Origin of the sequence: Rhodobacter capsulatus (genome assembly GCF_003254295.1) — a bacterium.
Classification (GTDB): domain Bacteria; phylum Pseudomonadota; class Alphaproteobacteria; order Rhodobacterales; family Rhodobacteraceae; genus Rhodobacter; species Rhodobacter capsulatus.
This window is the reverse complement of record NZ_QKZO01000002.1, coordinates 307,333-331,941: the sequence shown is the minus strand read 5'-3', so window position 1 is coordinate 331,941 and position 24,609 is coordinate 307,333. Positions and strand designations below refer to the sequence as shown.

At 65.7% G+C, this 24,609-nt stretch carries 22 protein-coding genes; 11 read left to right on the top strand and 11 right to left on the bottom strand.

Annotated elements, in window-relative coordinates; genetic code table 11:
• Nucleotides 1-15 precede the first annotated feature (15 nt).
• Nucleotides 16-846, top strand: coding sequence for a nucleoside triphosphate pyrophosphohydrolase (gene mazG / locus LY44_RS03930; protein ID WP_055208430.1), 831 nt, complete (start codon nucleotides 16-18; stop codon nucleotides 844-846).
• Between the two features lie 77 nt (nucleotides 847-923).
• Here the strand turns inward: mazG and LY44_RS03925 are convergent, their stop codons facing one another.
• The 8 genes from LY44_RS03925 to LY44_RS03890 all read right to left on the bottom strand — a co-directional run bounded on the left by LY44_RS03925 (nucleotide 924) and on the right by LY44_RS03890 (nucleotide 10,889).
• Nucleotides 924-1,739: a sulfite exporter TauE/SafE family protein gene (locus LY44_RS03925; protein ID WP_055208432.1), complete on the bottom strand. Its 816-nt coding sequence runs from the start codon at nucleotides 1,737-1,739 to the stop codon at nucleotides 924-926.
• Between the two features lies 1 nt (nucleotide 1,740).
• On the bottom strand, nucleotides 1,741-2,739 hold the full coding sequence (dusA, locus tag LY44_RS03920; RefSeq protein WP_055208434.1) for a tRNA dihydrouridine(20/20a) synthase DusA: 999 nt from the start codon (nucleotides 2,737-2,739) through the stop codon (nucleotides 1,741-1,743).
• A gap of 250 nt (nucleotides 2,740-2,989) precedes the next feature.
• Nucleotides 2,990-4,546 carry a trimethylamine methyltransferase family protein gene (locus tag LY44_RS03915; RefSeq protein ID WP_055256363.1) on the bottom strand — a complete coding sequence of 519 codons (1,557 nt, stop codon included), beginning with the start codon at nucleotides 4,544-4,546 and terminating at the stop codon, nucleotides 2,990-2,992.
• Between the two features lie 70 nt (nucleotides 4,547-4,616).
• The gene (locus tag LY44_RS03910) at nucleotides 4,617-5,702 is read right to left on the bottom strand and encodes an ABC transporter ATP-binding protein (protein ID WP_055208438.1); all 1,086 of its coding nucleotides are present in this window, start codon (nucleotides 5,700-5,702) and stop codon (nucleotides 4,617-4,619) included.
• Nucleotides 5,695-7,320, bottom strand: coding sequence for an alpha-amylase family glycosyl hydrolase (locus tag LY44_RS03905; protein WP_055208440.1), 1,626 nt, complete (start codon nucleotides 7,318-7,320; stop codon nucleotides 5,695-5,697). The genes LY44_RS03910 and LY44_RS03905 overlap by 8 nt, the downstream gene beginning before the upstream one ends.
• Nucleotides 7,321-8,469: a carbohydrate ABC transporter permease gene (locus tag LY44_RS03900; RefSeq protein ID WP_055208442.1), complete on the bottom strand. Its 1,149-nt coding sequence runs from the start codon at nucleotides 8,467-8,469 to the stop codon at nucleotides 7,321-7,323.
• Entirely contained in the window at nucleotides 8,466-9,476 is a 1,011-nt protein-coding gene (locus LY44_RS03895) for a carbohydrate ABC transporter permease (RefSeq protein ID WP_055208444.1), read from the bottom strand. Before LY44_RS03895 ends, LY44_RS03900 begins: the two co-directional genes overlap by 4 nt.
• A 57-nt stretch (nucleotides 9,477-9,533) precedes the next feature.
• Entirely contained in the window at nucleotides 9,534-10,889 is a 1,356-nt protein-coding gene (locus LY44_RS03890; RefSeq protein ID WP_055208446.1) for an ABC transporter substrate-binding protein, read from the bottom strand.
• Between the two features lie 270 nt (nucleotides 10,890-11,159).
• Here LY44_RS03890 and LY44_RS03885 point away from each other — a divergent pair, with 270 nt between their 5' ends.
• The 10 genes from LY44_RS03885 to LY44_RS03840 all read left to right on the top strand — a co-directional run bounded on the left by LY44_RS03885 (nucleotide 11,160) and on the right by LY44_RS03840 (nucleotide 19,636).
• The gene (locus LY44_RS03885) at nucleotides 11,160-12,209 is read left to right on the top strand and encodes a LacI family DNA-binding transcriptional regulator (RefSeq protein WP_055208447.1); all 1,050 of its coding nucleotides are present in this window, start codon (nucleotides 11,160-11,162) and stop codon (nucleotides 12,207-12,209) included.
• Nucleotides 12,206-13,534, top strand: coding sequence for a GH1 family beta-glucosidase (locus LY44_RS03880; RefSeq protein WP_055208448.1), 1,329 nt, complete (start codon nucleotides 12,206-12,208; stop codon nucleotides 13,532-13,534). Before LY44_RS03885 ends, LY44_RS03880 begins: the two co-directional genes overlap by 4 nt.
• Before the next feature lies 1 nt (nucleotide 13,535).
• Nucleotides 13,536-14,513 carry a glucokinase gene (locus LY44_RS03875; RefSeq protein WP_055208450.1) on the top strand — a complete coding sequence of 326 codons (978 nt, stop codon included), beginning with the start codon at nucleotides 13,536-13,538 and terminating at the stop codon, nucleotides 14,511-14,513.
• A 147-nt stretch (nucleotides 14,514-14,660) separates the two neighbouring features.
• Nucleotides 14,661-14,936, top strand: coding sequence for an STAS domain-containing protein (locus LY44_RS03870; protein WP_055208451.1), 276 nt, complete (start codon nucleotides 14,661-14,663; stop codon nucleotides 14,934-14,936).
• A complete protein-coding gene (locus tag LY44_RS03865; protein WP_013067490.1) occupies nucleotides 14,933-15,298 on the top strand; it encodes a response regulator in 366 nt (121 codons plus the stop codon). Before LY44_RS03870 ends, LY44_RS03865 begins: the two co-directional genes overlap by 4 nt.
• 10 nt (nucleotides 15,299-15,308) lie before the next feature.
• The gene (locus LY44_RS03860; protein ID WP_055208454.1) at nucleotides 15,309-17,525 is read left to right on the top strand and encodes a chemotaxis protein CheA; all 2,217 of its coding nucleotides are present in this window, start codon (nucleotides 15,309-15,311) and stop codon (nucleotides 17,523-17,525) included.
• A gap of 5 nt (nucleotides 17,526-17,530) precedes the next feature.
• Nucleotides 17,531-17,998, top strand: coding sequence for a chemotaxis protein CheW (locus tag LY44_RS03855; RefSeq protein WP_055208946.1), 468 nt, complete (start codon nucleotides 17,531-17,533; stop codon nucleotides 17,996-17,998).
• Entirely contained in the window at nucleotides 17,995-18,873 is an 879-nt protein-coding gene (locus LY44_RS03850) for a CheR family methyltransferase (RefSeq protein WP_055208456.1), read from the top strand. Before LY44_RS03855 ends, LY44_RS03850 begins: the two co-directional genes overlap by 4 nt.
• Nucleotides 18,864-19,250: a response regulator gene (locus LY44_RS03845; protein ID WP_055208458.1), complete on the top strand. Its 387-nt coding sequence runs from the start codon at nucleotides 18,864-18,866 to the stop codon at nucleotides 19,248-19,250. Before LY44_RS03850 ends, LY44_RS03845 begins: the two co-directional genes overlap by 10 nt.
• Nucleotides 19,247-19,636, top strand: coding sequence for a hypothetical protein (locus LY44_RS03840; RefSeq protein ID WP_055208460.1), 390 nt, complete (start codon nucleotides 19,247-19,249; stop codon nucleotides 19,634-19,636). Before LY44_RS03845 ends, LY44_RS03840 begins: the two co-directional genes overlap by 4 nt.
• Nucleotides 19,637-19,875: 239 nt before the next feature.
• On the opposite strand, the gene LY44_RS03835 is transcribed toward LY44_RS03840, so the two are convergent.
• Genes LY44_RS03835 through LY44_RS03825 form a run of 3 tightly spaced genes read right to left on the bottom strand, consistent with a single transcriptional unit; the run spans nucleotide 19,876 to nucleotide 24,557 of the window.
• Nucleotides 19,876-20,391, bottom strand: a complete 516-nt coding sequence (locus LY44_RS03835) for a chemotaxis protein CheD (protein WP_055208462.1) — start codon at nucleotides 20,389-20,391, stop codon at nucleotides 19,876-19,878.
• Between the two features lie 5 nt (nucleotides 20,392-20,396).
• The gene (locus tag LY44_RS03830; protein WP_055208464.1) at nucleotides 20,397-21,440 is read right to left on the bottom strand and encodes a protein-glutamate methylesterase/protein-glutamine glutaminase; all 1,044 of its coding nucleotides are present in this window, start codon (nucleotides 21,438-21,440) and stop codon (nucleotides 20,397-20,399) included.
• A gap of 45 nt (nucleotides 21,441-21,485) precedes the next feature.
• Entirely contained in the window at nucleotides 21,486-24,557 is a 3,072-nt protein-coding gene (locus tag LY44_RS03825; protein ID WP_055208466.1) for a methyl-accepting chemotaxis protein, read from the bottom strand.
• Nucleotides 24,558-24,609: the final 52 nt, after the last annotated feature.

The following is a 24,609-nucleotide window of genomic DNA, read 5'->3' as shown; positions in this document are numbered from 1 at the left end:
AGGGGGCAAGAGGCAATGGCGAAACCGACCGATCCGGGGATCTTCGTGCAAACCGACAGCGTGGGGGCGGAAACCGAGCGGCTGGCGGCGATCATGGCCTGTCTGCGCGATCGCGAGACCGGCTGCCCTTGGGATATCGAGCAGGATTTCGCCAGTATCGCCCCCTATACGATCGAGGAAGCGCACGAGGTCGCCGATGCGATCGCGCGCGAGGCCTGGGGCGAGCTTTCGGGCGAATTGGGCGATCTGGCGCTTCAGGTGGTCTTTCACGCGCAAATGGCGGCCGAGGCCGGGCATTTTTCGCTGCTTGATGTGCTGCGCGGGATCAATGCGAAGATGATCGCCCGGCATCCGCATGTGTTCGGGGACGAAAGCCGTCTCAAGAGCGCCGCGCAACAGACGGAAGATTGGGAGAAAATCAAATCCGCCGAGCGCGCGGCCAAGGCCGAGACCGGGGTGCTGGATGGCGTCGCGCTGGGGCTTCCGGCGCTGACGCGGGCGCTGAAGCTGCAAAAGCGGGCGGCGCGGGTGGGGTTTGATTGGCCCTCGACCGCCGAGGTGGTGGCGAAGATCGTAGAGGAGGCGAACGAGCTGGTCGAGGCCCGGGAGACGCTTGGCCCCGCGGAAATCGCCGAGGAATATGGTGATCTGATGTTCGTGATGGTGAACCTGGGGCGGCATCTGGGGCTGGATGCGGAAGCCTGTCTGCGCGCGGCGAATGGCAAGTTCACCCGGCGGTTTGCCTTCATCGAGGCGAAATTGGCGAAGGCGGGCAAGCGGCCCGCCGACAGCGATCTGTCCGAGATGGATGCGCTTTGGGACGCGGCGAAACGCACCGGGCTTTGAGGGGAAATCGGGGGGCCTCGGCCCCCCGAACCCCCCGACCGGGGACGGCCTTGCCTTCCCCGGACCCCTTCCGGCGCTCAGAACAGCGCCTTGCGCAGCATGTTCAGCGCGACCAGCATCAGGAAGCCCGCGAAGATGCGCTTGAGCGGTTTCGGATCGAGCCGATGCGCGAGTGCAGCGCCCCAGGCGGCGGTGACGGCGGTGGTGGCGCCGATCACCAGCAGCGCCGGAATGTTGATCGCCCCCACCGTATAGGGCGGCGCGTTTTCGACCGGCGTCAGCAGAAAGGCCACGGTCGAGGGCACCGCCATGATCGCGCCGAAGCCCGCCGAGGTCGCCACGGCGCGGTGCATCGGGATGCCGTGCAGCGTCTGCATCGGCGTCGAGATCGAGCCGCCGCCGATGCCGAGCAGCACCGACACCGCCCCCATCAACGGCCCGAACCAAAGCCGCAATCCCGGCCCCGGCATCCCCTCGGCGATGCGCCAGCCTTGCTTGCCGAAGGCCATGTAAAGCGCGATCGCCATCACCAAAGTGCCGAAGATGACCGTCAGCGCATGGGTGTCGAGATGCGAGACAAGGACCACCCCGGCCAGCGCCCCCGCCGCCACGAAGGGCGCCCAGTCGCGCAGAAGCTGCCAGTCGACCGCGCCCTTGCGGGCATGGGCGGTGACCGAGCGCGTCGAAGTGATGATGATCGTCGCCATCGACGTGGCGACGCAGACCTGCATCAGCCCATCGGAACCATAGCCCAGCCCGTTGAAAAGATAGAAGAAGGCAGGCACAAGCACGATGCCGCCGCCCACCCCCAGCAGCCCCGCCAGCACCCCGGCGACAGCGCCGACCGCCAGCAGGATCGCGAAAAGCGGCAGGATCGTCGTCAGAGAGTCCATCTTACGCCTCGCGCGTCACTTCGGCCAGCGCCTGATCGTAAAGGGCCAGGCCCGCGCCCGGCCGCGTCGCCCCCTCGGACAGCACGCGCCGCCAGCCGCGCGCCCCGGGCCGGCCGTGAAACAGGCCCAGCATGTGCCGGGTGATCTGGTGCAGCCGCCCGCCCGCCGCCAGATGATCGGCAATATAGGGCTTCATCGCCTCGGCGACCGCGACGGCCGAAAGCACCTCGCCCTGCCCCCAAAGCGCGACATCGGCGCCCGCCAGAACCGCCATCGGCTCCTGATAGGCGGCGCGGCCGACCATAACCCCGTCCATCCCCGCGGCCAGATGCGCCTCGACCTGATCGAGCGTCGCCACCCCGCCGTTCAGGCTCAGATGCAGATGCGGAAATTCGCGCTTCATCGCATGGACAAGCGGATAGTCGAGCGGCGGGATTTCGCGGTTTTCCTTTGGTGACAGCCCCTGCAGCCAGGCCTTGCGGGCATGCAGGATGAACCGGGTGACCCCGGCCTCGGAGACGGTTTTCAGAAAGGCGGGCAGCACCTCTTCGGGGACCTGATCATCGACGCCGATCCGGCATTTCACCGTCACCTCGACCGCGGCGGCGTCCCGCATCGCCGCGACACAGCGGGCGACCAGATCGGGCGTCTTCATCAGCATCGCCCCGAAAGCCCCCGATTGCACCCGGTCCGAGGGGCAGCCGACATTCAGGTTGATCTCGTCATAGCCCCAGTCGCGCGCGATCCGCACGGCTTCGGCCAGTTCGGCCGGATCGGAGCCGCCAAGCTGCAGCGCCACCGGATGTTCGGCCGGGCTGAAATCCAGCAGCTGCGCGCGCTTGCCATGGATCACCGCCGGGGCGGTGACCATCTCGGTGTAAAGCAGCGCCTGGCGCGAGATCATCCGGTGAAAGACCCGGCAATGCCGATCGGACCAGTCGAGCATCGGCGCAACCGACAGGCGCGCATGTGAGGAAAGCCCCGCAAGACCTTGTTTCATAGATATTTCAGGAACGGCGCCCGGGGGACAGCTTGACGTCATCGAAGGTGTTTTCCGCTTTCAATGCCCCGGAAATCCGAAATCGATCCCGGGGCGATGCTGAATGTCGACAAGGGCAATCGCCTTTCGGACGCGGATCATAAAGAGCCCCGCAGGGATCGTCCACCGCCTTTGGCGCAACGAAAACCCCCGGACGCGCGGCGCCCGGGGGGAATTGCGACTTGGCACGCGGCGTGTTCCGGCCGTGTTCTTACAGGAAGGCGTCCGGCACCGCGGCCTTTTTCCGGGCGACATAATCGGCCAGCGCCTCGTTGAGGCCCGGATCGATCGCCGGGGCCTGATACTCGCCCAGCATCTTCTTCACCCGCACGCTTGCGAGCGTCGCGGTGTCGCGCGCGCCTTCCTCGTCCCAGGTCTCGAAGGGCTTGTAATCAAAGAGATCCGTTTTCCAGAACGCATCCTTGAAGTTGGCCTGCGTATGCCCGCAGCCCAGAAAGTGACCGCCCGGGCCGACCTCGCGCAAAGCCTCCATCGCCTGACCGTTCGCGCTCATGTCGATCCCGGCCGCCAGGCGATGCAGCACGCCCAGCTGATCGGCATCCATCACGTATTTCTCGTAAGACGAGACCAGACCGCCTTCGAGCCAGCCGCAGGCATGCAGCATGAAGTTGACGCCCGAGAGCAGGCCGATATTGAGCGTGTTCGCCGTCTCATAGGCGGCCTGCGCATCGGGCAGTTTCGAGCCGCAGAACGCGCCCGCCGAACGGAACGGCAGGCCCATCCGCCGCGCCAGTTGCCCGGCGCCCAGCGTGATCTGCGCCGCCTCGGGCGTGCCAAAGGTCGGCGCGCCCGAGTTCATGTCGATCGAGGTCACGAAGGCCCCGAAAATCACCGGCGCCCCCTTGCGGATGATCTGGCTGTAGGCGACGGCCACCATCACCTCGGCCAGCACCTGCGTCAGCGTGCCCGCAACCGTCACCGGCGCCATCGCGCCGCCGACAATGAAGGGCGAGACGATGCAGGCCTGATTGGCGGCGGCATAGACCTCCAGCGCGTCCATCATGATCGGATCGAAGGTCAGCGGCGAGTTGATGTTGACGAGCGAGGTCATCACCGTGTTTTCGTCGACGAATTTCTCACCAAAGAGGATCTTCGACATCTCGATCGAATCGACGCAGCGCGAGCGTTCGGTGACCGAGCCCATATAAGGCTTGTCCGACAGCGTCATATGGGCGTGCAGCATGTCGAGGTGACGCTTGTTCACCGCCACATCGGTCGGTTCGCAGACGGTGCCGCCCGAATGGTGCAGATATTTCGACATCTGCCCCAGCTTCACGAAATTGCGGAAGTCGGCAATCGTCGCATAGCGTCGGCCGCCCTCCAGATCGCGCACGAAGGGCGGCCCGTAAACCGGCGCCAGCACAAGGCTTTTTCCGCCGATGGTGACATTGCGCTCGGGGTTGCGGGCATGCTGCACGAAGCTTGCGGGCGCGGTCTTGCACAGCGCGCGCGCAAGGCCCTTCGGGAAGCGCACGCGCTCGCCCTGCACATCGGCGCCCACCGCGCGCCAGCGATCCAGCGCCGCCGGGTTCTCGACGAAATTGACGCCGATCTCTTCCAGCACCGTCTCGGCATTGGCTTCGATCAGCTGCAGCGCTTCCTCGTTCAGGATCTCGAGGTTCGGGATGTTGCGCTCGATGTATTTCGCGAATTCGACCCGGACAGCCGTGCGTTCCGCCCGCCGGGCCGCCCCGCCACCGCCACGCGCCCGCCGTCCGCCTGCCGCCTGTTCGATCTCTTCGCTCATCGCGCACCTCCGCTTGGGTCTTTCCCCGTTTTACCTGACGACGGCGCGGCTTCATGCGCGGTTTGCGACATCAGCGATAAAGAAGCGACCGACCGGCGTCGAACAGATGCACCTTTTCCGGCGCCGCAGTCAGGCGAACCGTCTGATGGCGCAGACCGGCATGAATGCCCGGCAGTTTCGCGATCACATGTGGCGCCCCCGGCTGCGCCGCAAAGTAAAGCAGCGTCACCTCGCCAAGCGCCTCGACGATCTCGACCGTGCCGGTGAAAAGCCCCCCGGTTGTGATCACGGTCAGATCCTCGGGCCGCACGCCGATATTGACACGCAATCCCAGATCGGCGCCGGTCGTCGGCACAGTCGATTCCGCCGTGCCGCCCCCGTCCAGCGTGATCACAGTCCGCATCCCGGTGGCCGTGATCACACCCGGCAGCAGGTTCATCTGCGGCGAGCCGATGAATTGCGCGACGAATTCGGTTTCGGGGTGCTCATAAAGCTGCAAGGGCGTGCCGACCTGGGCGATGCCCTTGTTCGCCAGCACGACAATGCGGCTGGCCAGCGTCATCGCCTCGATCTGATCATGGGTGACATAGATCATCGTGCGCTCGGGCATCGCTTCCTTCAGCTGCGCGATCTCGATCCGCGTCGCGACGCGCAGCGCGGCATCAAGATTCGAGAGCGGCTCGTCGAACAGATAGACCTTGGGATCGCGCACGATCGCCCGGCCGATGGCCACGCGCTGACGCTGCCCGCCCGAAAGCGCCTTCGGCAGCCGGTCGAGAAAGGGCGTCAGCTGCAGGATGCGGGCTGCATTTTCGACAGCGGTGTCAATCTCTTGCCGGGGCTTCTTCGCAATCTTCAGGGCGAATTCCATGTTCTGGCGCACCGTCATATGCGGGTAAAGCGCGTAGCTTTGAAACACCATCGCAATGCCGCGCTGCGCGGGCGGCATGTCATTCACCCGCACACCATCGATGCGCAATTCGCCCGAAGTGATCCGTTCCAGCCCCGCGATCATCCGCAAAAGAGTCGATTTTCCGCAGCCCGAAGGGCCGACGAAAACGATCAGCTCGCCCGCCCTGATGTCGAGGTCGATGTCCTTGAGCACATCCACCTCGCCATAGGATTTGCCGACGCCGGTCAGTTTCAGATCAGCCATGGCGGCCTCCGCTCCGGCGCAAGATCGCATGGCCCCAAGGAGGCAGCGCCACCACACCCGCGACCGGACCGGCGCCGTCGACCGCGTCCCATTCCCCCGGACAGCTGACAGGTGCCGGATTATCGGTCAGGTTGAACAGGCAAAGCAGGTCGGTTTCACCTTCCGAGCGCAAAAACCGCAGCACGCCCGCCTCGGCCGCGATCGCGGTCATCGCGCCCGACCGCAGCGCCGGATGGGCCTGGCGCAGCGCAATCGCCCGGCGATAATGGTGGATCAGTGCCCCGGGATCGCCTTCGACGACATCAGGCGCGAGCGCGCAATGGGAGGCGGGAACCGGCAACCAGGGTTTCGCCGTCGAAAACCCGCCCTGCGGTTCGTTGCCCTGCCAGACCATCGGCGTGCGGCAGCCATCGCGGCCCTTGAACTCGGGCCAGAATTCCTTGCCATAGGGGTCCTGCAGATCCTCATAGGCGATCTCGGCCTCGGGCAGGCCCAGTTCCTCGCCCTGATAGAGGCAGACCGAGCCCTTGAGGCACATCAGCAACGTCGTATAGCACCGCACCGCCGGATCAGAGAGCGACCAGCGACTGATGTGCCGCACAACATCATGGTTCGAATAGGCCCAGCAGGCCCAGCCTTCGGGGGCGACCGTCTCGAGCTTGCGGAAGACCTCGGCGATATGCTCGGCCGCAAGCGGCGCATGGCCCGAGAGCAGCTCGAAGGCGTAGGACATCTGCATCGCATCCGTCCCCGAAGTGTATTCGCCCAGGATCTCGAGGCCGCGCTGGCTGTCGCCGATCTCGCCCACGGCGGCGGCCCTGTAGCCCTCCATCAGTTTGCGCAATTTTCGCATAAAAACAATGTTCTGCGGGTGGTTCTTGTCGTAAATATGGCGCTGGTGATTGTAGGGATTAACTTTTGGTGCGGTCTGATCGTTGCGCTCCTCGACCGGCAGCGGCGGGTTGTCGCGCAGCGCGGCATCATGCATATAAAAGTTGATCGTATCGAGCCGGAAGCCATCCACCCCCCGATCCAGCCAGAACTTCGCCACGGCCAGAAGCGCCTCCTGCACCGCCGGGCAATGGAAATTCAGATCGGGCTGCGCGGTCAGGAAATTGTGCAGATAGTATTGCTCGCGCCGGGCATCCCATTGCCACGCCGGACCGCCAAAGATCGACAGCCAGTTGTTCGGCGCCGTGCCGTCGGGTTTCGGCTCGGCCCAGACATACCAGTCGGCTTTCGGGTTCGTCCGGCTTTGGCGGCTTTCCTGAAACCACGGATGGTGGTCGGAGGTATGCGAGAGCACAAGGTCGATCAGCACCTTCAGTCCGAGATCATGCGCCCGCGCGATCAGCGCATCGAAATCGGCCAGCGTGCCGAAAAGCGGATCGACATCGCAATAATCGCTGACATCATAGCCGAAATCCTTCATCGGCGAGGTGAAAAAGGGCGAAATCCAGATCGCCTCGACGCCAAGGCGCGCCACATGATCCAGCCGCTGGGTGATCCCGGGCAGATCGCCGACCCCGTCGCCATTGGTGTCCTGAAAGCTGCGCGGGTAGATCTGATAGATCACCGCACCGCGCCACCAGTCGGGGGATTTCTCAAGGAAGGTCATTCAGCCACCTTTCACCGAGCCGGCCAGAAGACCGCGCACCAGATATTTCTGCAACGCAAAGAAGACGAAAAGCGGCACCGCGATCGAGACGAAAGCCGAGGCCGCCAGGATTTCCCAATCGCCGCCGCGCGAGCCCAAAAGCGCGCGCAAAGCCCCGGTCATCACCTGGGTATCGGTGGAATTCCCAAGGAAAACAGTGGCTACGAGGAGGTCGTTCCAAACCCAGAGGAATTGGAAAATGGCAAAGGAGGCGAGCGCCGGGAAGGAGAGCGGCAGCACGATGCGGCGAAAGATCTGGAATTCGGTGGCGCCATCGACGCGGGCCGACTCGATGATCTCGCGCGGCAGGCCGACCATGTAGTTGCGCAAAAGGTAAATGGCGAGCGGCAGGCCGAAGCCGGTATGGGCGAGCCAGATGCCGAGGTAGCTTTGATTGAGGCCGATCTGATTGTGCAGTTTCAAAAGCGGGATCAGCGCCAGTTGCAGCGGCACGACCAGAAGCCCGACGATCACCGCCACCAAAAGCGCGCGGCCCGGAAACCGCATCCAGGCCAAGGCATAGGCGGCAAAGGCGGCGATCAGGATCGGGATCACCGTTGCCGGGATCGTCACCGTCATCGTGTTCAAGAACGCCCGTCCGATCCCCTCGGCTGTGATCACACGGGCATAATTCTCAGTGGTCAGACGCGGTGGGGCGACCGTGGTGACGAAGATCCGCATGCCGCGCCCCTCGGCAAAAGCTGTCGGAGAGGTCAACCGATAATCGCCATTTTCTGCAACCGTCAGACGTTGCCCGTCCTTCAGCTCGGCCGTCTCTCCGGGGGCATAGGCGGCGGGCGCCTTTGACGACACCCCCCAGGATTTCAGCTCAGCTTTCGGCGGCAAGACATTGCGGGATATGACAAAAACATCGCCCTCCCGATTCTTGTCCGCGGCCGTTCCGGCGCGCACGAAATCGGTGGCCGTGGCCGAAAACGCGGCCCGCCACCAGCCCGAGGTGATGATCTGGTCACGGTCGCGGAACGACGATACCAGCAAGCCCAGCGTCGGGATCGTCCAGAGCAGCACCAGCGCCGCCGCCGCCAGATTGACCGCCCAGACCAGCGCCGAAGACCGCCCGGCCAGGCCCTCTGCGCCCCGTGCCCTCATCCATGCATCTCCCGGTTCGCATTGCGGATGTTCCAGACCATGATCGGCGTCACCAGAGCCATGATCACCAGCGCCACGGTCGAGGCCCGCCCGGTGTCATTCGCCCGGAACATCCAGTCGAACATCAGGTTGGCCATCACCTGCGTGCCCCATTGCCCGTTCGTCATCGTCAGCACGATGTCGAAGACCTTCAGCACGGTGATGGTGATCGTGGTCCACACCACCGCAATCGTGCCCCAGATCTGCGGCACCTTGATGCGGAAAAAGATCTGCACCGGCGTGGCCCCGTCGATCGTCGCGGCCTCGATAGTTTCCTCGGCGATACCGCGCAGCGCCGCCGAGAGGATCACCATGGCAAAGCCGGTCTGGATCCAGATCAGCACCAGCATCAACAGGAACGAGTTCCAGCCCGGCACCGTCAGCCAAGCGCGTGCCGTGCCGCCAAAGGAAGTCACCAGAGCCGAGAGCAGACCGATCTCCGCCTGTCCCTCGCCGCGGTAGTCATAGACGAATTTCCACACCACTGCGGCGCCGACGAAAGAGACCGCCATCGGCATGAAGATGAGCGATTTCGCGACATTCCCCCAGCGAATGCGATCGGTCAAGGCGGCGGCAACAAGGCCGAAAAGCGTCGCCAAAGTCGGCACAAAAACGAGCCACAAAGCATTGTTGCGCAAGGATTCATGGAATTTGCCATCGGCCAGAAGCCAGCGGTAGTTCGACAGCCCCACAAAGGTCTCGCCGCGGCTGTCATGAAAAGAGAGCCAGATCGAAACGAAGATCGGATAGACCAGATAGACCGCCAGGGCGATCAGCGCCGGCCCCAGAAAAAGCCAGGGCCGGATCGCCGCCGCCCGCGCCAGATTGCGGCCGATCTTCGGCCCGCGCGGCGGCAGCACCGCATCCAGCGCCAGGTTCGACAGCCAGAACCAGGCGACACAGCCGAAGACGCCAGTGACGATGGTCGACACCGCCGAGACCGCCTGCGCGATCAAGGTCTGATCCATCCGCCCCCTCCCCGAAGCGTTTGAGGCACGCCGCCCGACGGGCCCCGTCGGTTGCGCTTACTTGATCGCGTCCCAGGATTTCTGGATCTGCGCCGCGACGCTGGCGCTGTCCTTGCCGCCGACGTAGTCGACCATGCCGGTCCAGAACGTGCCCGCGCCAACGGCCCCCGGCATCAGATCCGAGCCGTCAAAGCGGAAGGTCGAGGCGTTGAGCAGGATCTCGCCCATCTTCTTCAGCGTCGCATCGCCGTAAACCTCGGGGTTCACCGTCTTCAGCGGCGTCAGGAAGCCGGTCTGCGCCATCCAGATCTCATGCGCGATCGGCGTTTGCAGGAAGTCGAAAAAGGCCTTGGCGGCCGGGCTTTCCCGCGTCATCACGAAAACCGTGCCCGCCCCCAGCACCGGCTTGCCCAGATCCTTGCCCGCATAGGCCGGGAAATAGAAGAAATCGACATCCTCGCCGATCTGCGTGCCTTCGGGGAAGAAGCTCGGGATGAAGGAGGCCTGCCGGTGCAAGTAGCATTGCGGCGGCGAGGTGAAGAGCCCCTTCGGACTGTCGCGGAAATCGGTCGCGCCCACGGCCCCCGCGCCCCCGGCCACAAAGGCGTCGGTTTTTGCGAACCAGCCGAAATCGTCGATCGCGGCCAGAACCTTGGGGTCGGTAAAGGGCAGCGCATTCGTCGTCCAGGCGTCGTAATCCTCGGGCGTGTTGTTGCGCAGCATCATGTCCTCGACCCAGTCGGTCGCGGGCCAGCCCGTCGCGGGACCAGACCCCAGCCCGATGCACCAGGGCGTGCCGCCGTCTGCCACGATCTTCTCGGTCAGCGCCTTCAGCTCTTCCATCGTCTGCGGCACCTCATAGCCCGCATCCTCGAAATTCTCGGGGCTGAACCAGACCAGCGATTTCAGGTCGATCTTGTAAAACAGGCCATAAAGCGCCTTCGTGCCATCGGGCCCGGCATAGCTGCCCAGATCGACCCAGCTTTGCCCGGCGGCGTAATTCCCGGCCAGCCAAGCCTGCGCCTCTGCCCCCAAGGGCACGAGCTTGCCCCGCCGCGCCAGATCCGCGGCCAGCCCCGGCTGCGGCACCACCGCGATATCGGGCGGCGATCCGGCCTCGACATTGACCATGATCCGCTGCTCGAAGCCGTCACCGCCGTTATAATCAACACGCGCCCCGGTCGCCGCCTCGAAAGCCGCCAGCACGGTTTCGAACAGCGCCTTGTCCACCCCGCCCCAGGGACCGTCGATCACCAGCTTCTGCCCCGTCAGGTCGTGGCGCGCCTTGAAGCTGTCGAAACTGTCCCAATGAAACCGGGCATCCTCCCCCGGGGCGAATTTCATCTCGCGCGCCAGCGCCCCCGAGGTGGCCAGCGCAAGCACCACTGCGCCCAGCAAAAGATGTTTCGTCATTGCGTCCTCCCGAGACCGGCCCCCCGGCCCTTGACCCCTGCTGACCGGGGCAATCCGACTCAACCCCAAAGCGCTTTGGATGCGAAAGCGTCCTCCAAAGCGGTTTCAAAGTCAACCGCGGCACAAGCTGCAGTTGCAGCACTCACGCGGATTCATGCTGCAATGGCAGCATCCGTCACCGCGCCACGATCCGATTGACGCCCCCCGGGCAAGAGGATTACGCTTGCCCCATCCAAACCGCTTTGAATAGCGGTCACGCCGGACCCCGCCATGACTCTCAAAGACCTCGCGCAGCATTTGGGGCTTTCGCCGACCACCGTCAGCCGGGCGCTGAACGGCTTTCCCGAAGTCGCCGAGGCGACGCGGGCCCGGGTCGAGGCGGCGGCGCGGCAGCACAACTACAGGCCGAACACCCAGGCGAAGCGGCTGGCCACCGGCCGGGCGATGGCGATCGGCCATGTGATCCCGATTTCGACCCAGCACGAGATCGTCAATCCGGTCTTTGCCGATTTCATCGCCGGCGCCGGCGAGGTCTATGCGCGGGCGGGCTATGACATGGCTCTGACCCTCGTGCCCGACGCCGATCAGGACCGCGCTTATCGCGAGATCCGCTCCAAGGGCAATGTCGATGGCATCATCCTGCACGGGCCGCGGGCGGGCGATGCGCGGATCGCGCTGCTCGAGGATCTGGGCCTGCCCTTTGTCGTGCATGGCCGCGCCTCGGGCATCACACGGCCCTATGCCTTTGTCGACGTGAACAATTCCCGCGCCTTTGAACGGGCGACGCGGTTCCTGCTCGACCTTGGCCACCGCCGCATCGCGCTGGTGAACGGGATCGAGACGATGGATTTCGCGCTGCGCCGCCGCCGCGGCTTCGAGCGCGCGCTGGCGGCGGCCGATCTGACCGCCAATCCCGGCCTGATGGTGGCGGGCGAGATGACCGAGGCGCAGGGCCATGATGCCGCCCGCGCCATGCTGCGCCGGAACGAGCCGCCCACGGCTTTCCTGACCTCCTCGCTGCTTTCGGCCATGGGGGTGCGCCGCGCGCTGTGGGAGGAAGGTCTGGTCATGGGCCGCGATGTCTCGATCGTCACCCATGACGACGAGCTTGGCTATCTGAAGAACGGCGCCGAGGAACCGATCTTCACCGCCACCCGCTCTTCGGTGCGCGAGGCCGGGCGGCGCTGTGCCACGATGCTCTTGCGGATGATCGAGGCGCCGCCGCCCGAGCCCGCCTCGGAGCTGCTCGAAGCGGTTCTGGTCGTCGGAAGCTCCACAGGACCGGCCCGCAACCTTCTGTCTTTGAGAGAAAATCCATGACCGCCCTGCCCCCGCGCCAGGCCTTTCCGCAAGGCTTCCTGTTTGGTGCCGCCACCTCCTCCTATCAGATCGAGGGGCATGGGTTCGGCGGCGCAGGCCCGACGCATTGGGACACTTTCGCCGCCACGCCGGGCAATGTGAAGGGGGCGGACACCGGCGCCCGCGCCTGTGATCACTACCACCGCTGGGCCGAGGATCTCGATCTTGTGGCGGCGGCGGGCTTTGAGTCCTATCGCTTTTCCACCTCCTGGGCGCGCGTCCTGCCCGAGGGCCGCGGCGCGGTGAATGCCGAGGGGCTCGATTTCTACGACCGGCTGGTCGATGGCCTGCTGGAGCGCGGGCTGAAACCGGCGCTGACGCTTTACCATTGGGAACTGCCCGCGGCGCTCTCCGATCTGGGCGGCTGGCGCAACCGCGACGTGGCGCAATGGTTTGGCGATTTCACCCGCATCATCGCGCAGCGGCTGGGCGACCGGCTCTGGTCGGTTGCGCCGATCAACGAGCCCTGGTGCGTGGGCTGGCTCTCGCATTTCCTCGGCCTGCATGCACCGGGCCTGCGCGACATCCGCGCGACGGCCCGGGCGATGCATCACCTTTGTCTGGCGCATGGCACGGCGATCGGCGTGCTGCGTGCCGAGGGGGTCAGCAACCTTGGCGCCGTGTGCAATTTCGAACATGCCCTGCCCGCAGAAGATACCCCGGAATGTCACGCGGCGACAAGGCGTTACGACGCGATCTTCAACCGCTTCTTCGTCGAGGCGATGTTTCTGGGCCGCTACCCCGAGGAGGTTCTGGAAGGCTTCGCCCCCCATCTGCCCAAGGGCTGGGAGCAGGATTTCCCCACCATCACAGCACCCTTGGACTGGTTCGGGATCAACTATTACACCGCCAAGCGCATCGCGCCCGCCGCCGGTCCCTGGCCCGGCACTTCCGAGCGGCCCGGTCCGCTTCCCCAAACCGCTTTGGGCTGGGAAATCTGCCCCGATGGGCTGCGCCATCTGCTGATCCGGCTGCAGCGCGACTACACCGGCACGACACCGCTTTACATCACCGAAAACGGCATGGCGGCCGAGGACCGGCTGATCAATGGCCGCTGCGTCGACGCCGACCGCATCGCCTATCTGGCCGCCCATCTGCAGGCCTGCCGCGCCGCGATCGCCGCGGGGGTGCCGCTTGCGGGCTATTACGCCTGGTCGCTTCTGGACAATTACGAATGGGCCGAGGGCTATTCGGGCCGCTTCGGTCTGGTCTATGTCGATTTCGAAAGCTTGCAGCGCACCCCCAAGGCATCCTATCACGCGGTCAGGAAGGCCCTGGAGCGCTGAGATGATCACTGCCACCCCGAACCGTTACGCGCTTCTGGCCGATATCGGCGGCACCAACACCCGGGTGGCGCTGTCCGAGCACGGACGGCTCCTGCCCGAATCGATCCGCCGCTATGCCAATGCCGGGCGGCCCGCGCTGGAGCCGATCCTGGCGGACTACATGCAGACCGAGGGCGTCACCGATCTGGCAGGCGCCTGCGTCGCCGCGGCGGGGCCGGTGCGCGATGGCGTGGCGCATATGACCAATCTGTCCTGGGTGATCGAAAGCGCCGCCATCGCCCGCGTCACCGGCGCCGAGACGGTCGCGGTGCTGAACGACCTGCAGGCGCAGGGCCATGCGCTGGGCCATCTTGCCCCCGAAGCCGTTGCGACGGTGCTGCCCGGCCAGCCCGCCCGTCCCGGCTCGGCGCAGCTTGTCATCGGCATCGGCACCGGCTTCAACGCCGCCCCCGTGCACGAAGCGCCGGGCGGACGCATCGTCACCGCCTCGGAATGCGGCCATGTCACGCTGCCCACCGTCACCGACGAAGACATCCGCCTGATGCGCTTTGTCGAGGCGGCGCATGGTTTCGCCGCGGTCGAGGATGTGCTGTCGGGCCGCGGTCTGGAGCGCGTCTTTGCTTTTGTCGCCGCCGAGGCCGGGCAGCCGCAAAGCCGCTCCGCCGCCGAGGTGATGGCCGAAATCACCGCCCGCAGCCCGCTTGGCCTTGAAACGGCGCGCATTTTCGTGCGCCATCTCGGCGCGGTCGTGGGCGATCTGGCGCTCGTTCACCTGCCCTTCGGTGGCATCCATCTGTGCGGCGGCGTCGCCCGCGCCTTCACCCCGCTTCTGGCCGAGTTCGGCATTGCCGCGGCGATGCAGGCCAAGGGCCGGTTTTCCGACTTTCTCGCCGTTTTCCCGCTGCGGGTGATCGAAGATGATTACGCCGCGCTCGTCGGTTGTGCGGCGCATCTGCATGCGCTGGCGCCGCGGATCTGACCGAACTGCGTAAAAGACGACAGGAAGGGGCGGAAAAACCCTGTGTCGTCAAACCTTATTTAACCCGCAGCCGCTAATCCTCTTTCATGCAGGAATGAAAGGGGAACACGTGTCCGTTTTCCAAACCCATATTTTGGCGAGGTCGGAATGACCACGATTGCGCTTGCCTCCCGGCTCGACCTGTCTCAGGTCACACCGCTTTGTACGGCCTTGCGCGGTGCATCCGGTGCCGATCTCGTCCTTGATGCCTCGGCCGTCACCCATCTGGGCGGTCTGGCGCTGCAAGTCCTCGCTTCCGCCGCCAAAAGCGCCCGGCTGGCCGGAACTTCCCTCATCATCACGCCGCGTTCGGAGGCTTTCGACGACGCTCTTGCCGTCTTCGGTGTCACCCCCGCGGATCTTCAAACCGGAGAGGCCGCATGAGCCTGACTGTTCTGGCGGTCGATGACAGCCGCACCATCCGCGACATGCTGAAACTCGCTCTGACCGATGCGGGGATCACCTTGCACCTGGCCGAAGACGGGGTCCACGGGCTCGAGGTGCTCGATGGCATCGCCCCCGATGCGATCATTTCCGACATCAACATGCCGCGCCTCGATGGTTTCGGCTTCATCGAGGCGGTGCGGGCGCAAGACAAGCACCGGGCGACGCCGATCCTCGTTCTGACCACCGAATCGGCGCCGGAACTCAAAGCGCGCGCCCGTGCCGCCGGGGCCACCGGCTGGATCGTGAAGCCTTTCGACCCGCCGAAGCTGGTCAAGGCGCTGCAAATGGTTACCGGCTAAGGAGAGCGAGATGGCAACGGACCCGATGGCAGAAATCCGGGCCAGTTTCTTCGTCGAATGCGAAGAGCTGCTCGAAAGCCTGCAGGATGCCCTGTCCGACATGGAAGAGGGCAACCATGACAACGAGACGATCAACATCGTCTTCCGCGCGGTCCATTCCATCAAGGGCGGCGCGGGGGCCTTCGGGCTTGATGCGCTAGTCGGTTTTGCCCACCGCTACGAAACCGTTCTCGACGAGCTGCGCTCGGGGCGCATGACGATCACGCCCGAGGCGATGAAGCTGTTCTTCCAGGCGGCCGATTTCCTGCAAGACCATGTCCGCGCGGCCCGCGACGCCGCCCCGCCGCCGGATGGCTCGGAAGATTGCCTCGTCGCGCTCGAAGCCCTGATCGGCGGCGGCGCCGGTCCGGTCGTCGAAGAAGAAGTGACCGATTTCCAGCCGATGGGGCTCGCCTTCGATTTCGGCACGGTCGAGGAAACGCCGACCACCCCGGTCTGGACGGTGCGCTTCCGTCCCGCGGCCGCGCTTTTCAGCTCGGGCAACGAACCGCTGCACCTTTTGCGCGCGCTCGGCAAGCTGGGCAGCTGCACCACGCGCTGCGATCTGACCCGCCTGCCGACGCTCGAATCGCTCGATCCCGAAGGTTCCTGGCTGGAATGGACGGTCGAAATCGCCGGTGACGTCACCGATTTCGACATCCGCGAGGTGTTCGACTTCGTCGAAGACGTCTGCGAGATCGAAATCACCCAGGGCACGGCCGAGACCGCGCCGTCCGATGCGGGCGGGCTCTCGCTGCCCGATTTCGGCCTCCCCGGGCTGCCCGATCTGCCGCCGCTGGCGCAGGACCCGGAAGATCCGGTTCCGCTCGCCCCCGCTCCGGCGCCGCGGGCCGAGATCGTCCCGATGCCCAAGACCGAACCCCGGGCCGAGGTCCCTCCGCCCCCTTTTGCCGCGGCTGACCAGCCGACCGCGCCAGCTGCTGGCCCGGCTGGTGGCGCGGCGCCGCGCGAAGCCGCCTCCGAGCCCTCGGCGACGGTGCGGGTGGATCTCGACCGCATCGACCGGCTGGTCAACCTCGTGGGCGAGCTGGTGATCAACCAGGCGATGCTGGCGCAAAGCGTGGCCGAAGCCGGCCTGCCGCCGAATTCGGCGGTGATGACCGGGCTTGAAGCCTTCATGATGCTGACCCGCGACATCCAGGACAGCGTGATGATGATTCGCGCCCAGCCGGTGAAGCCGCTGTTCCAGCGCATGGCGCGGATCGTGCGCGAAGCCTCGGGCGCCGTCGGCAAGGAGGTGCGTCTGCGCACCGAGGGCGAGGCGACCGAAGTCGACAAGACGGTGATCGAACGGCTGGCCGATCCGCTCACCCACATGATCCGCAACGCCGTCGATCACGGGCTCGAACGGCCGGACAAGCGCCGCGCCGCGGGCAAGACCGCCGAAGGGGTGATCACGCTCTCGGCCCAGCATCGCTCGGGCCGGGTGGTGATCGAAGTCGCCGATGACGGCGCCGGGATCAACCGTCCGAAAGTGCGCGAAATCGCCATCTCCAAGGGGCTGATCCCGCCGGATGCGCAGCTGAGCGACAGCGAAATCGACAACCTGCTGTTCCTGCCCGGCTTTTCGACGGCGGATCAGGTTTCGGCGCTGTCGGGCCGCGGCGTCGGCATGGATGTCGTGCGTCAGGCGATCCAGTCGCTCGGCGGTCGCATCACCATCCATTCCGAACCCGGCAAGGGCACGCGCTTCTCGATCTCGCTGCCGCTGACGCTGGCCGTTCTTGATGGCATGGTGGTGAATGTGGCGGGCGAAACCCTTGTGGTGCCGCTCTCGGCGATCCTCGAAACCGCGACGCTCACCGACGAGGACATCCGCGCCCTTGGTCCGAACACCAACGTCATCCATGTCCGGGGCGCCTTCGTGCCGCTTTACGATCTGGGGGCAGAACTTGGCTACCGCGCGCCGAAATCCAGCTATGCGGGCGGCATCGTGCTGCTCACGGCGCAGGAAAACGGCACCCGCTCCGCCCTTGTCGTCGATTCGATCCTCGAACAGCGGCAGGTGGTGATCAAGGGGCTGCAGCGCAGCTACGGCCATATCCCCGGCGTTGCCGCCGCCACCATTCTTGGCGATGGTCAGATCGCCCTGATCCTCGACCCGCCCGACCTTGTTCAAAACGCTTCCGGACGTACCCGGAGCCCAGCCTTCGCTCTTGCAGGATGACCGCCATGCCCCTGGAAAAAAGCTCGCAAAATTCCTCCGAAGTCGAACTCCTGTCCTTCCGGCTTGCCGACGAGGAATACAGCGTCGACATCATGTCCGTGCGCGAAATCCGCGGCTGGACCCGGGCGACGCCGCTGCCGCATGCGCCGATGCATGTGCGCGGCGTGATCAACCTGCGCGGCACCGTGCTGCCGGTGGTCGATCTCTCGGTCCGGCTCGGGATGGAACCGGTGGTGGGCGATGCCCGCAATGTCATCATCGTGGTGCAGGTGGGGTCGCAAACCGCGGGCCTTCTGGTCAACGCGGTCTCCGACATCCTGGCGCTGCCGCGCACCGAACTGCAACCGCCGCCGGAACTGGCGGCCGATTGCGCCCACAGCTTCATCGAAGCGCTGACCATCGTCGACGGTCGCATGATCCGCGTCCTCGACCTCAGCGCCGTGTTGCCGGACGAGAACGCCGAGGCGGCATGACACAGCATCATCCCCAACTGGCGGTTCCCCCCGCTCCAAACGAAAGCGAACTGACGGCGATCGCCCGCGTTCTCTATGAGCAGGCCGGGATCGTCCTCGCCCCGGGGAAGACCTCGATGGTGCAGTCGCGGCTTGGCAAACGCCTGCGCGCCCTCGGCCTGAAGGATTACGGCAGCTACATCCGCCTGATCACCTCGGACGAGGGGCACGAGGAACGGCGTGCGATGGTCTCGGCCCTGACCACGAATGTCACGCAGTTCTTCCGCGAAAACCATCACTTCGAGACCCTGCGCTCGACGACCCTGCCGCCGCTGATCGAACAGGCCCGCGCGGGCAAGAAGGTCCGGATCTGGTCGGCAGGCTGCTCGACCGGGCAGGAAGTGTTCTCGATCGCGATGGTGCTTGCGGACATGGCGCAGGATCTGGCCCGGCTCGACATCCGGCTGCTGGCGACCGACATCGATCCGCAGATGATCGCCCGCGGCCGTGCGGCGGTCTATGAAGAGAGCACCCTCGCGACGATTCCGAAGCCGCTGCAACGCTTTGTCAGCGTCGAAAGCGACGGTATCCATATCGTGCCGATGCTGCGCAACCTGGTGTCGTTCCGCGAACTGAACCTGCACGATACCACCTGGCCGATGCGGGGCCGGTTCGACATCGTCTTTTGCCGCAACGTCGTGATCTATTTCAGCCCGGAAGATCAGCTGCGCCTGTGGCGTCGCTTCGAATCGGTGCTCACCCCGGGCGGATGGATGTTCGTCGGTCATTCCGAACGCATCCCGCTCGACCCGCCATGCCAGCTCGCGACAGCCGGCATCACAACTTACAAGCTTCCCAAAGCGGAAAGCCCGATCGGAGGCCCGAAATGGCACTGAGAGATCAATTGAGGGTCATGGTCGTGGATGACATGTCCACCAGCCGAGGTCTGATCACGCAAGCGCTGGACGCGATGGGCATCCGCCAGGTCGGCTATGCGACCGACGGGCCGGGGGCGCTGCAAATCCTGGAAAAGACACCGGTCCATCTGGTGATCTCGGATTACAACATGCCCGGAATGGACGGGCTGCAGCTGCTTCACGCGCTGCGCACCAGTCCGCGCACCAAGGGGCTCGGCTTCATCCTGATCACCGGCCGCGCCGATCGCGAAATCATCGACACCGGCAAGCGTCTCGGGATGAACAACTTCCTGAAAAAGCCGTTCACGCCGCAGGAACTGCGCAGCTGCATCGAAGCGGTGGTGGGTCGGCTATGATCGAGCTTCCCAGCATCGCCTCCATCCCCATCGAGCGGAGGGATCTTCCGCTCGACGCCCTTGCCGCGCGCATCGGCGATGAACTCGATACGCTCGCCCGGCTCTCCTCGGAGGTGCAGCGCGCGATTTCGCTGTGCCATTTCGCCGATCACACCGATGCGGCGGCGATCCGCGGCTTGCAGGGGATCGACCGGATCACCCAGGCGCTGGAGGATCTCGGCCGTCTGATGTCGGCCGTCTCGACCGAAATGCCGCAGGATGTGAAGCTTCACGCCGTGCCGATCCTGTCGCGGCTGCGCCTGCACGAGCTGGCCACGAACCTCGACCCCGATCAGCAACGGCACGAGGTCCAGCAAGAAGAACAAGGGGAGATCCAGTGGTTCTGAGGCGGTTCGAACCACCGGCTCTTCCCGTCGCGCAGCCGACCGCCCAGATCGACCGCTGACCTCCTGACTGAGCGCCCAAGCGCACCGATGTCGACCTGCCGGTCGCGTCGGTGTTTTTTCATTTCGGCCCGGTCGCACCGGCAAGCATGGCGGCGGACATTGGGGGCGGGCTTGGCGGCGGGCACGGCAAAAACCCCGGATCGTTGCCGATCCGGGGCCGGTCTTGCCCTCGCGCGCGGTCAGAACAGCTCGACGCCGTTGCCCGCCGCCGGGACCGGCGGTGTCTCGACGACGCGGGTCTCGCCCAGCAGCCGCTGCCGCGCCCGGCCGGTTCCGGGCCAGAACTCGACCCGGCGCGCCTGGGTGCCGCCAAGGCTCTGCCCGGTGCATTCGATCCCCTCGCGGCGCAGGAAATCGAGCACGAATTCCGCATTCTTCTGCCCGATGTCGGTCAGCCCCGCGATCATCCGACCGCCTCCGAACACCTTCGCCTTCAGGCGCTTGCGATTGGCGCCATCCTTGATCAGCGCGTTGATCAGCAATTCCATCGCATTGACGCCGAAACGGGCGGAATTGAGCGAGGCCCCCGCGCCATCGGGCAACAGGAAATGGTTCATCCCGCCGACCTGGCCGCCCTCGTCATAAAGGCATGTCGCCACGCAGGACCCGAGAATGGTCGAGATCGACGCCTCGGCCCCCTTGGCGGTGATGAACTCGCCCTGCGCGATATGGAGGGTCTTGTGATGTCCTGCCATGGTTATTACCCCCGTGACGATTTGAACTGCATCTGACTGTCGGCACACAATTGCAACACCGACTGGGACATCTTGCCGATCGGCACCGCCTTCTCGGCGGCCCCGATCTCGAGCGCGGCGCGTGGCATGCCGAACACGACACAGGTCGCTTCATCCTGCGCCAGGCAACGTGCCCCGGCCTGACGCAGACGTTTCATCGCCTCCGCTCCGTCGCGCCCCATCCCGGTGAGCATCACCGAAACCACCTTCTGCGCGATCGGCACGGCGGAATCGAACAGCACCTCGACCGAAGGCCGATGGCCGTTGCGCTTGTCGCTGGCGACCAGCTTGCAGCGCGGCGGTTCTGCCGGGCTGACCGCCAGATGATACTCGCCCCCGGGCGCCAGATAGACCTTGCCCGGCAAAAGCGGCGCGCCGTCGCGGGCCAGCTCGACCGAGGGGACCATCCGCCCATCCAGCCGACGGGCAAAACTGGTCAGGAAGCCCTCGGGCATGTGCTGGGTGATCAAGGTCGGCGGACAGTTGCGCGGATAGCCCGACAGCAGCGTCTCCAGCGCATCCACCCCGCCGGTCGAAGACCCGATCAGAACGCATTTGCCGTTCCATTTGAAATCTTCGGCGGGGGTGATCTGCGCGCGCGGCCCCGGGCTGCGCAGCCGCGCATTCGCCGCCGCGACCAGCAGTTCGGCCAGATTGAGGAACGTGTCCGAAAGCCGGTCGAAGCTCGGCTTGCCGACGCATTCGACCGCGCCGAGCGACAGCGCTTCCAGCGCCGCGGCCGAGCCCTTCTGGGTCTCGGTCGAGATCATCACCACCGGCATCGGCCGCAGCCGCATCAGCTTTTCGAGAAATTCGAGCCCGTTCATCCGCGGCATCTCGACGTCAAGCGTCAGCACGTCGGGGGACAGGGCCTTGATCTTTTCCCGCGCCTCAAAGGGATCGCTCGCCTCGCCGACCACGACAATGCGCGGATCCGCGGCCAGCTTGGTCCGGATCAAGGCCCGAATGGTCGGGGAGTCATCGACGATCAAAACGCGTTTCGGTGTCATTTCATTTCCCGTTATGGCGACGGTGCGCCCATTTGCGGTTCAGTCTCAAAAGTCGACCCATTCGCTCCCATCTTCGGCAATCGCCAGCGCGCCGCGACTGCGTGGCGGCACGGAGGCTTTCGGCGGGCGCAGCTTCACGGCAGGCGCGACGACCGCAGGCGGCGTCACGACCACTTCGGCGGGCTCTGGCGCATCGGCGGGCTCGGGCGCCCGGAAACGCGCCGTGGTGGCGGTCAGCGCCTGCACCCCGCGGCTGAGCGCCTGCGCGGCGGCGGTGGTTTCCTCGAACATCGCGGCATTTTGCTGTGTCACCTGATCCAGCTCGATCATCGCGCGGTTGATCTCCGACAGGCCGGTCGATTGTTCGCGCGCCGAGGAGGCGATCTTCGAAACGCGCCCGGAAATATCATTGACCAAGACCAGGATGCCATCCAGCGCCTGCCCGGTCTGACCGACCAGATCGACCCCGACCTGCACATGATCCGAAGAGGTGCTGATCAGGCCGGAAATCTCCTGCGCCGCGGCAGAGGAACGCTGCGCCAGCGCCCGCACCTCCGAGGCGACGACGGCAAAGCCGCGCCCGGCCTCGCCCGCCCGGGCGGCTTCGACGCCCGCATTCAGCGCCAGCAGGTTGGTCTGGAAGGCGATGTCTTCGATCACCCCGATGATGCGCGAAATCTTTTGCGACGATTCGGCGATTTCGCCCATGGCGGAAACTGCCTCCTGCACCACCCGCCCCGAGCTTTCGGCGCCGATCCGGGCGCGTTCGACCACCTGATCCGCTTCGGAGATGCTCGCCGTCGCGGCGCCGATCGAGGTGGTCAGCTGGTCCAGCGCCGTCACCGTTTCGGCCAGCGTCGCCGCCTGCCGTTCGGTGCGCTGGCTCAGATCCGAGGCCGCATTGGTGATCTCGCTCACCTCGCCGTCGATGTTGTGCGCATTGTCGATGACCACCAGCATCGCCGCGCCAAGCGTGGTGGCGGCATTGTTGAAATCGGTCCGCAGCTGCTCGTATTCGGGCGGGAACTCCCGCACGATCCGGCTGCCCAGATCGCCCCGGGCCAGATCTTCCAGACCGACGCGCAAGGCCTCGACCACGCCGCGCTGCTCGGCCAGCATCGTCTCGTTGCGCGCCCGCGCCCGCTCCAGCGCCTGTTCCGCTTCGGTGATGTCATTGGCGATCAGCACGATCTTGAGCATGTTTCCGGCCCGGTCCGGCACCGGCGTGACGCTGCCTTCGGCCACCACACGCGCGCCATCGGCCCGGATCAGCGCGAAGCGGCCGATCACCGGCTCGAGCCGTTCCAGCCGCGACCAGAACCCGGCCAGCGCCCCCTCGCCCTCGATCAGACCCTCGTGGCTGCGCCCGGCCAGCGTCGCCTCGGTCTCGCCAAGCGCCGCCAGCAGATTGGCATTGCCGCGCGCAACCCGACCCGCGGGCGAAAACTCCAGCATCAGCTGGGTGCTGTCGAGCGCGTTCAAGAGCGCCCGGGTCATCCGCAGCTCGGTCACGTCGCGCCATTCGACGACAAAGCCCAGCTGCGCGCCATCGGGCATGCGAATCTCGGAAAAATCGACGCCAAACCGGCCTTCGCCCACCGCGACATCGCGCCGGAACGGCAGTTGCGCCGGATCCTGCAGCCGGGTCTCGATCTCGGCGGTCAGCGGATAAAGCGCCGCAAGCGATTGACCCACAAGGGTTTCGGGCTGCAGATCGGGCTGACGGAGGCGGAAATCCGGCAGTTTCGCCTCGACCAGCCTGATCAGCGCCGTATTCACATAGGTGATGGTCAGATCGGAGCCGACCACCATCAGCGCCGCCGAGGAATTGCGAAAGGCCGTCCCCTGCACCATCGCCGCGTGGCGGGTGGCTTCGGAACCGGCCAGATCACCGCGCAAAGCCTCGACCGCCTGGGCGATCTCGCCGACCTCGTCCCGCGCGCCCGTCCCGGGCACGCGCAGCGCGTGATCACCGCGGCTGATCCGATTGACCGCCGCCGCAAGCTCCTGCAGCGGACGGGCGATCCCGCGCGCCATCCAGGTCGAGATCGCTGCCAGAACCGCGATCAGCAAAGCCGCATTCACGCCCAGCTTCCGCGCCAGCTCCCGCGCCGGGGCGAACAATTCGCGGTCGGATTGCTCGACCACCAGCGCCATCGGACGCCCGAACACCTGCAACGGCGCATGCACCGCCAGAACGCTGCCACCGTCGACGCCCGTCTGCTCGATCCGCCCGGTTTCGCCCGCCAGCGCCGCACTCACGGCGGGCGTGTTCACCGTCGTTCCCGGGCTGACCGCGCCCGCCCGCAGCGGCGTCTGCAAGATCCCGCTGCCATCGACCAGATAGGCCTGCCCGGTTTCGCCCAGCGATTGCGGCGCGGTGACCATCTGCAGCAGCGGGTCCAGACGCGCCGCGAAGGCCAGAACGCCCAGCGAGACGCCTTCGGCGCTGCGCACGGACTGCGCCAGATAGACGACCGGCGCACCACCCGGCCCTGCGGCGACGAATTCGGAGATCTGCGGCACCTGGTCGGGACTGGAAAGCGCCTGCGCGACGACACGCGCAAGCGGGGTCGCCTGCCGCGCCGGATCGGTCAGGTCGGCGGCAAATTCCGGCCCCTTGCGCAGCGAATAAAGCACCCGCCCCTGCGGATCGACAAAGAACAGATCGGCCAGACCGCGTTCCTTCGACTGCGTCACGAAGCCCGGATGCGCGCGCCGGTGAATGATCCCGAAATCATTGATATCGCCTGCGAAATCAAGCTTCCAACGCTCCGCCTCGGGATGCGGGTTGGTCTCGACCCAGGCATGAAGCAGATTGTCGGCCGCGCCCGCGCCCAGCATCTTCCAGGCGCCCGAGAAATCGCGCATCAACCGCGCGGTCCCCTGATTGCCCGCCATCGCCCGCAGTTCCGACTGCACCTGATCGGCCCAGCCCTGCGCACCTTGCGCCCGCGTCTGCAACGTATGTTCAAGACGCTGGCTGCCCTGCTCCAGCAGCAGGTTGCGCGCCTCATGATAAGAGGAAACCCCCATCACCGCGAGCGCGCCCACGGCAATCGTCACCAGCATCATAGGCAGCTTCAAGCGCAGCTTGAGGCTTTTGAGAAAGGGCATTCCGGATCTCCAGCGCAGCGCCCGGGCGGGCAAAACGAGGCCGTGCCCCGGG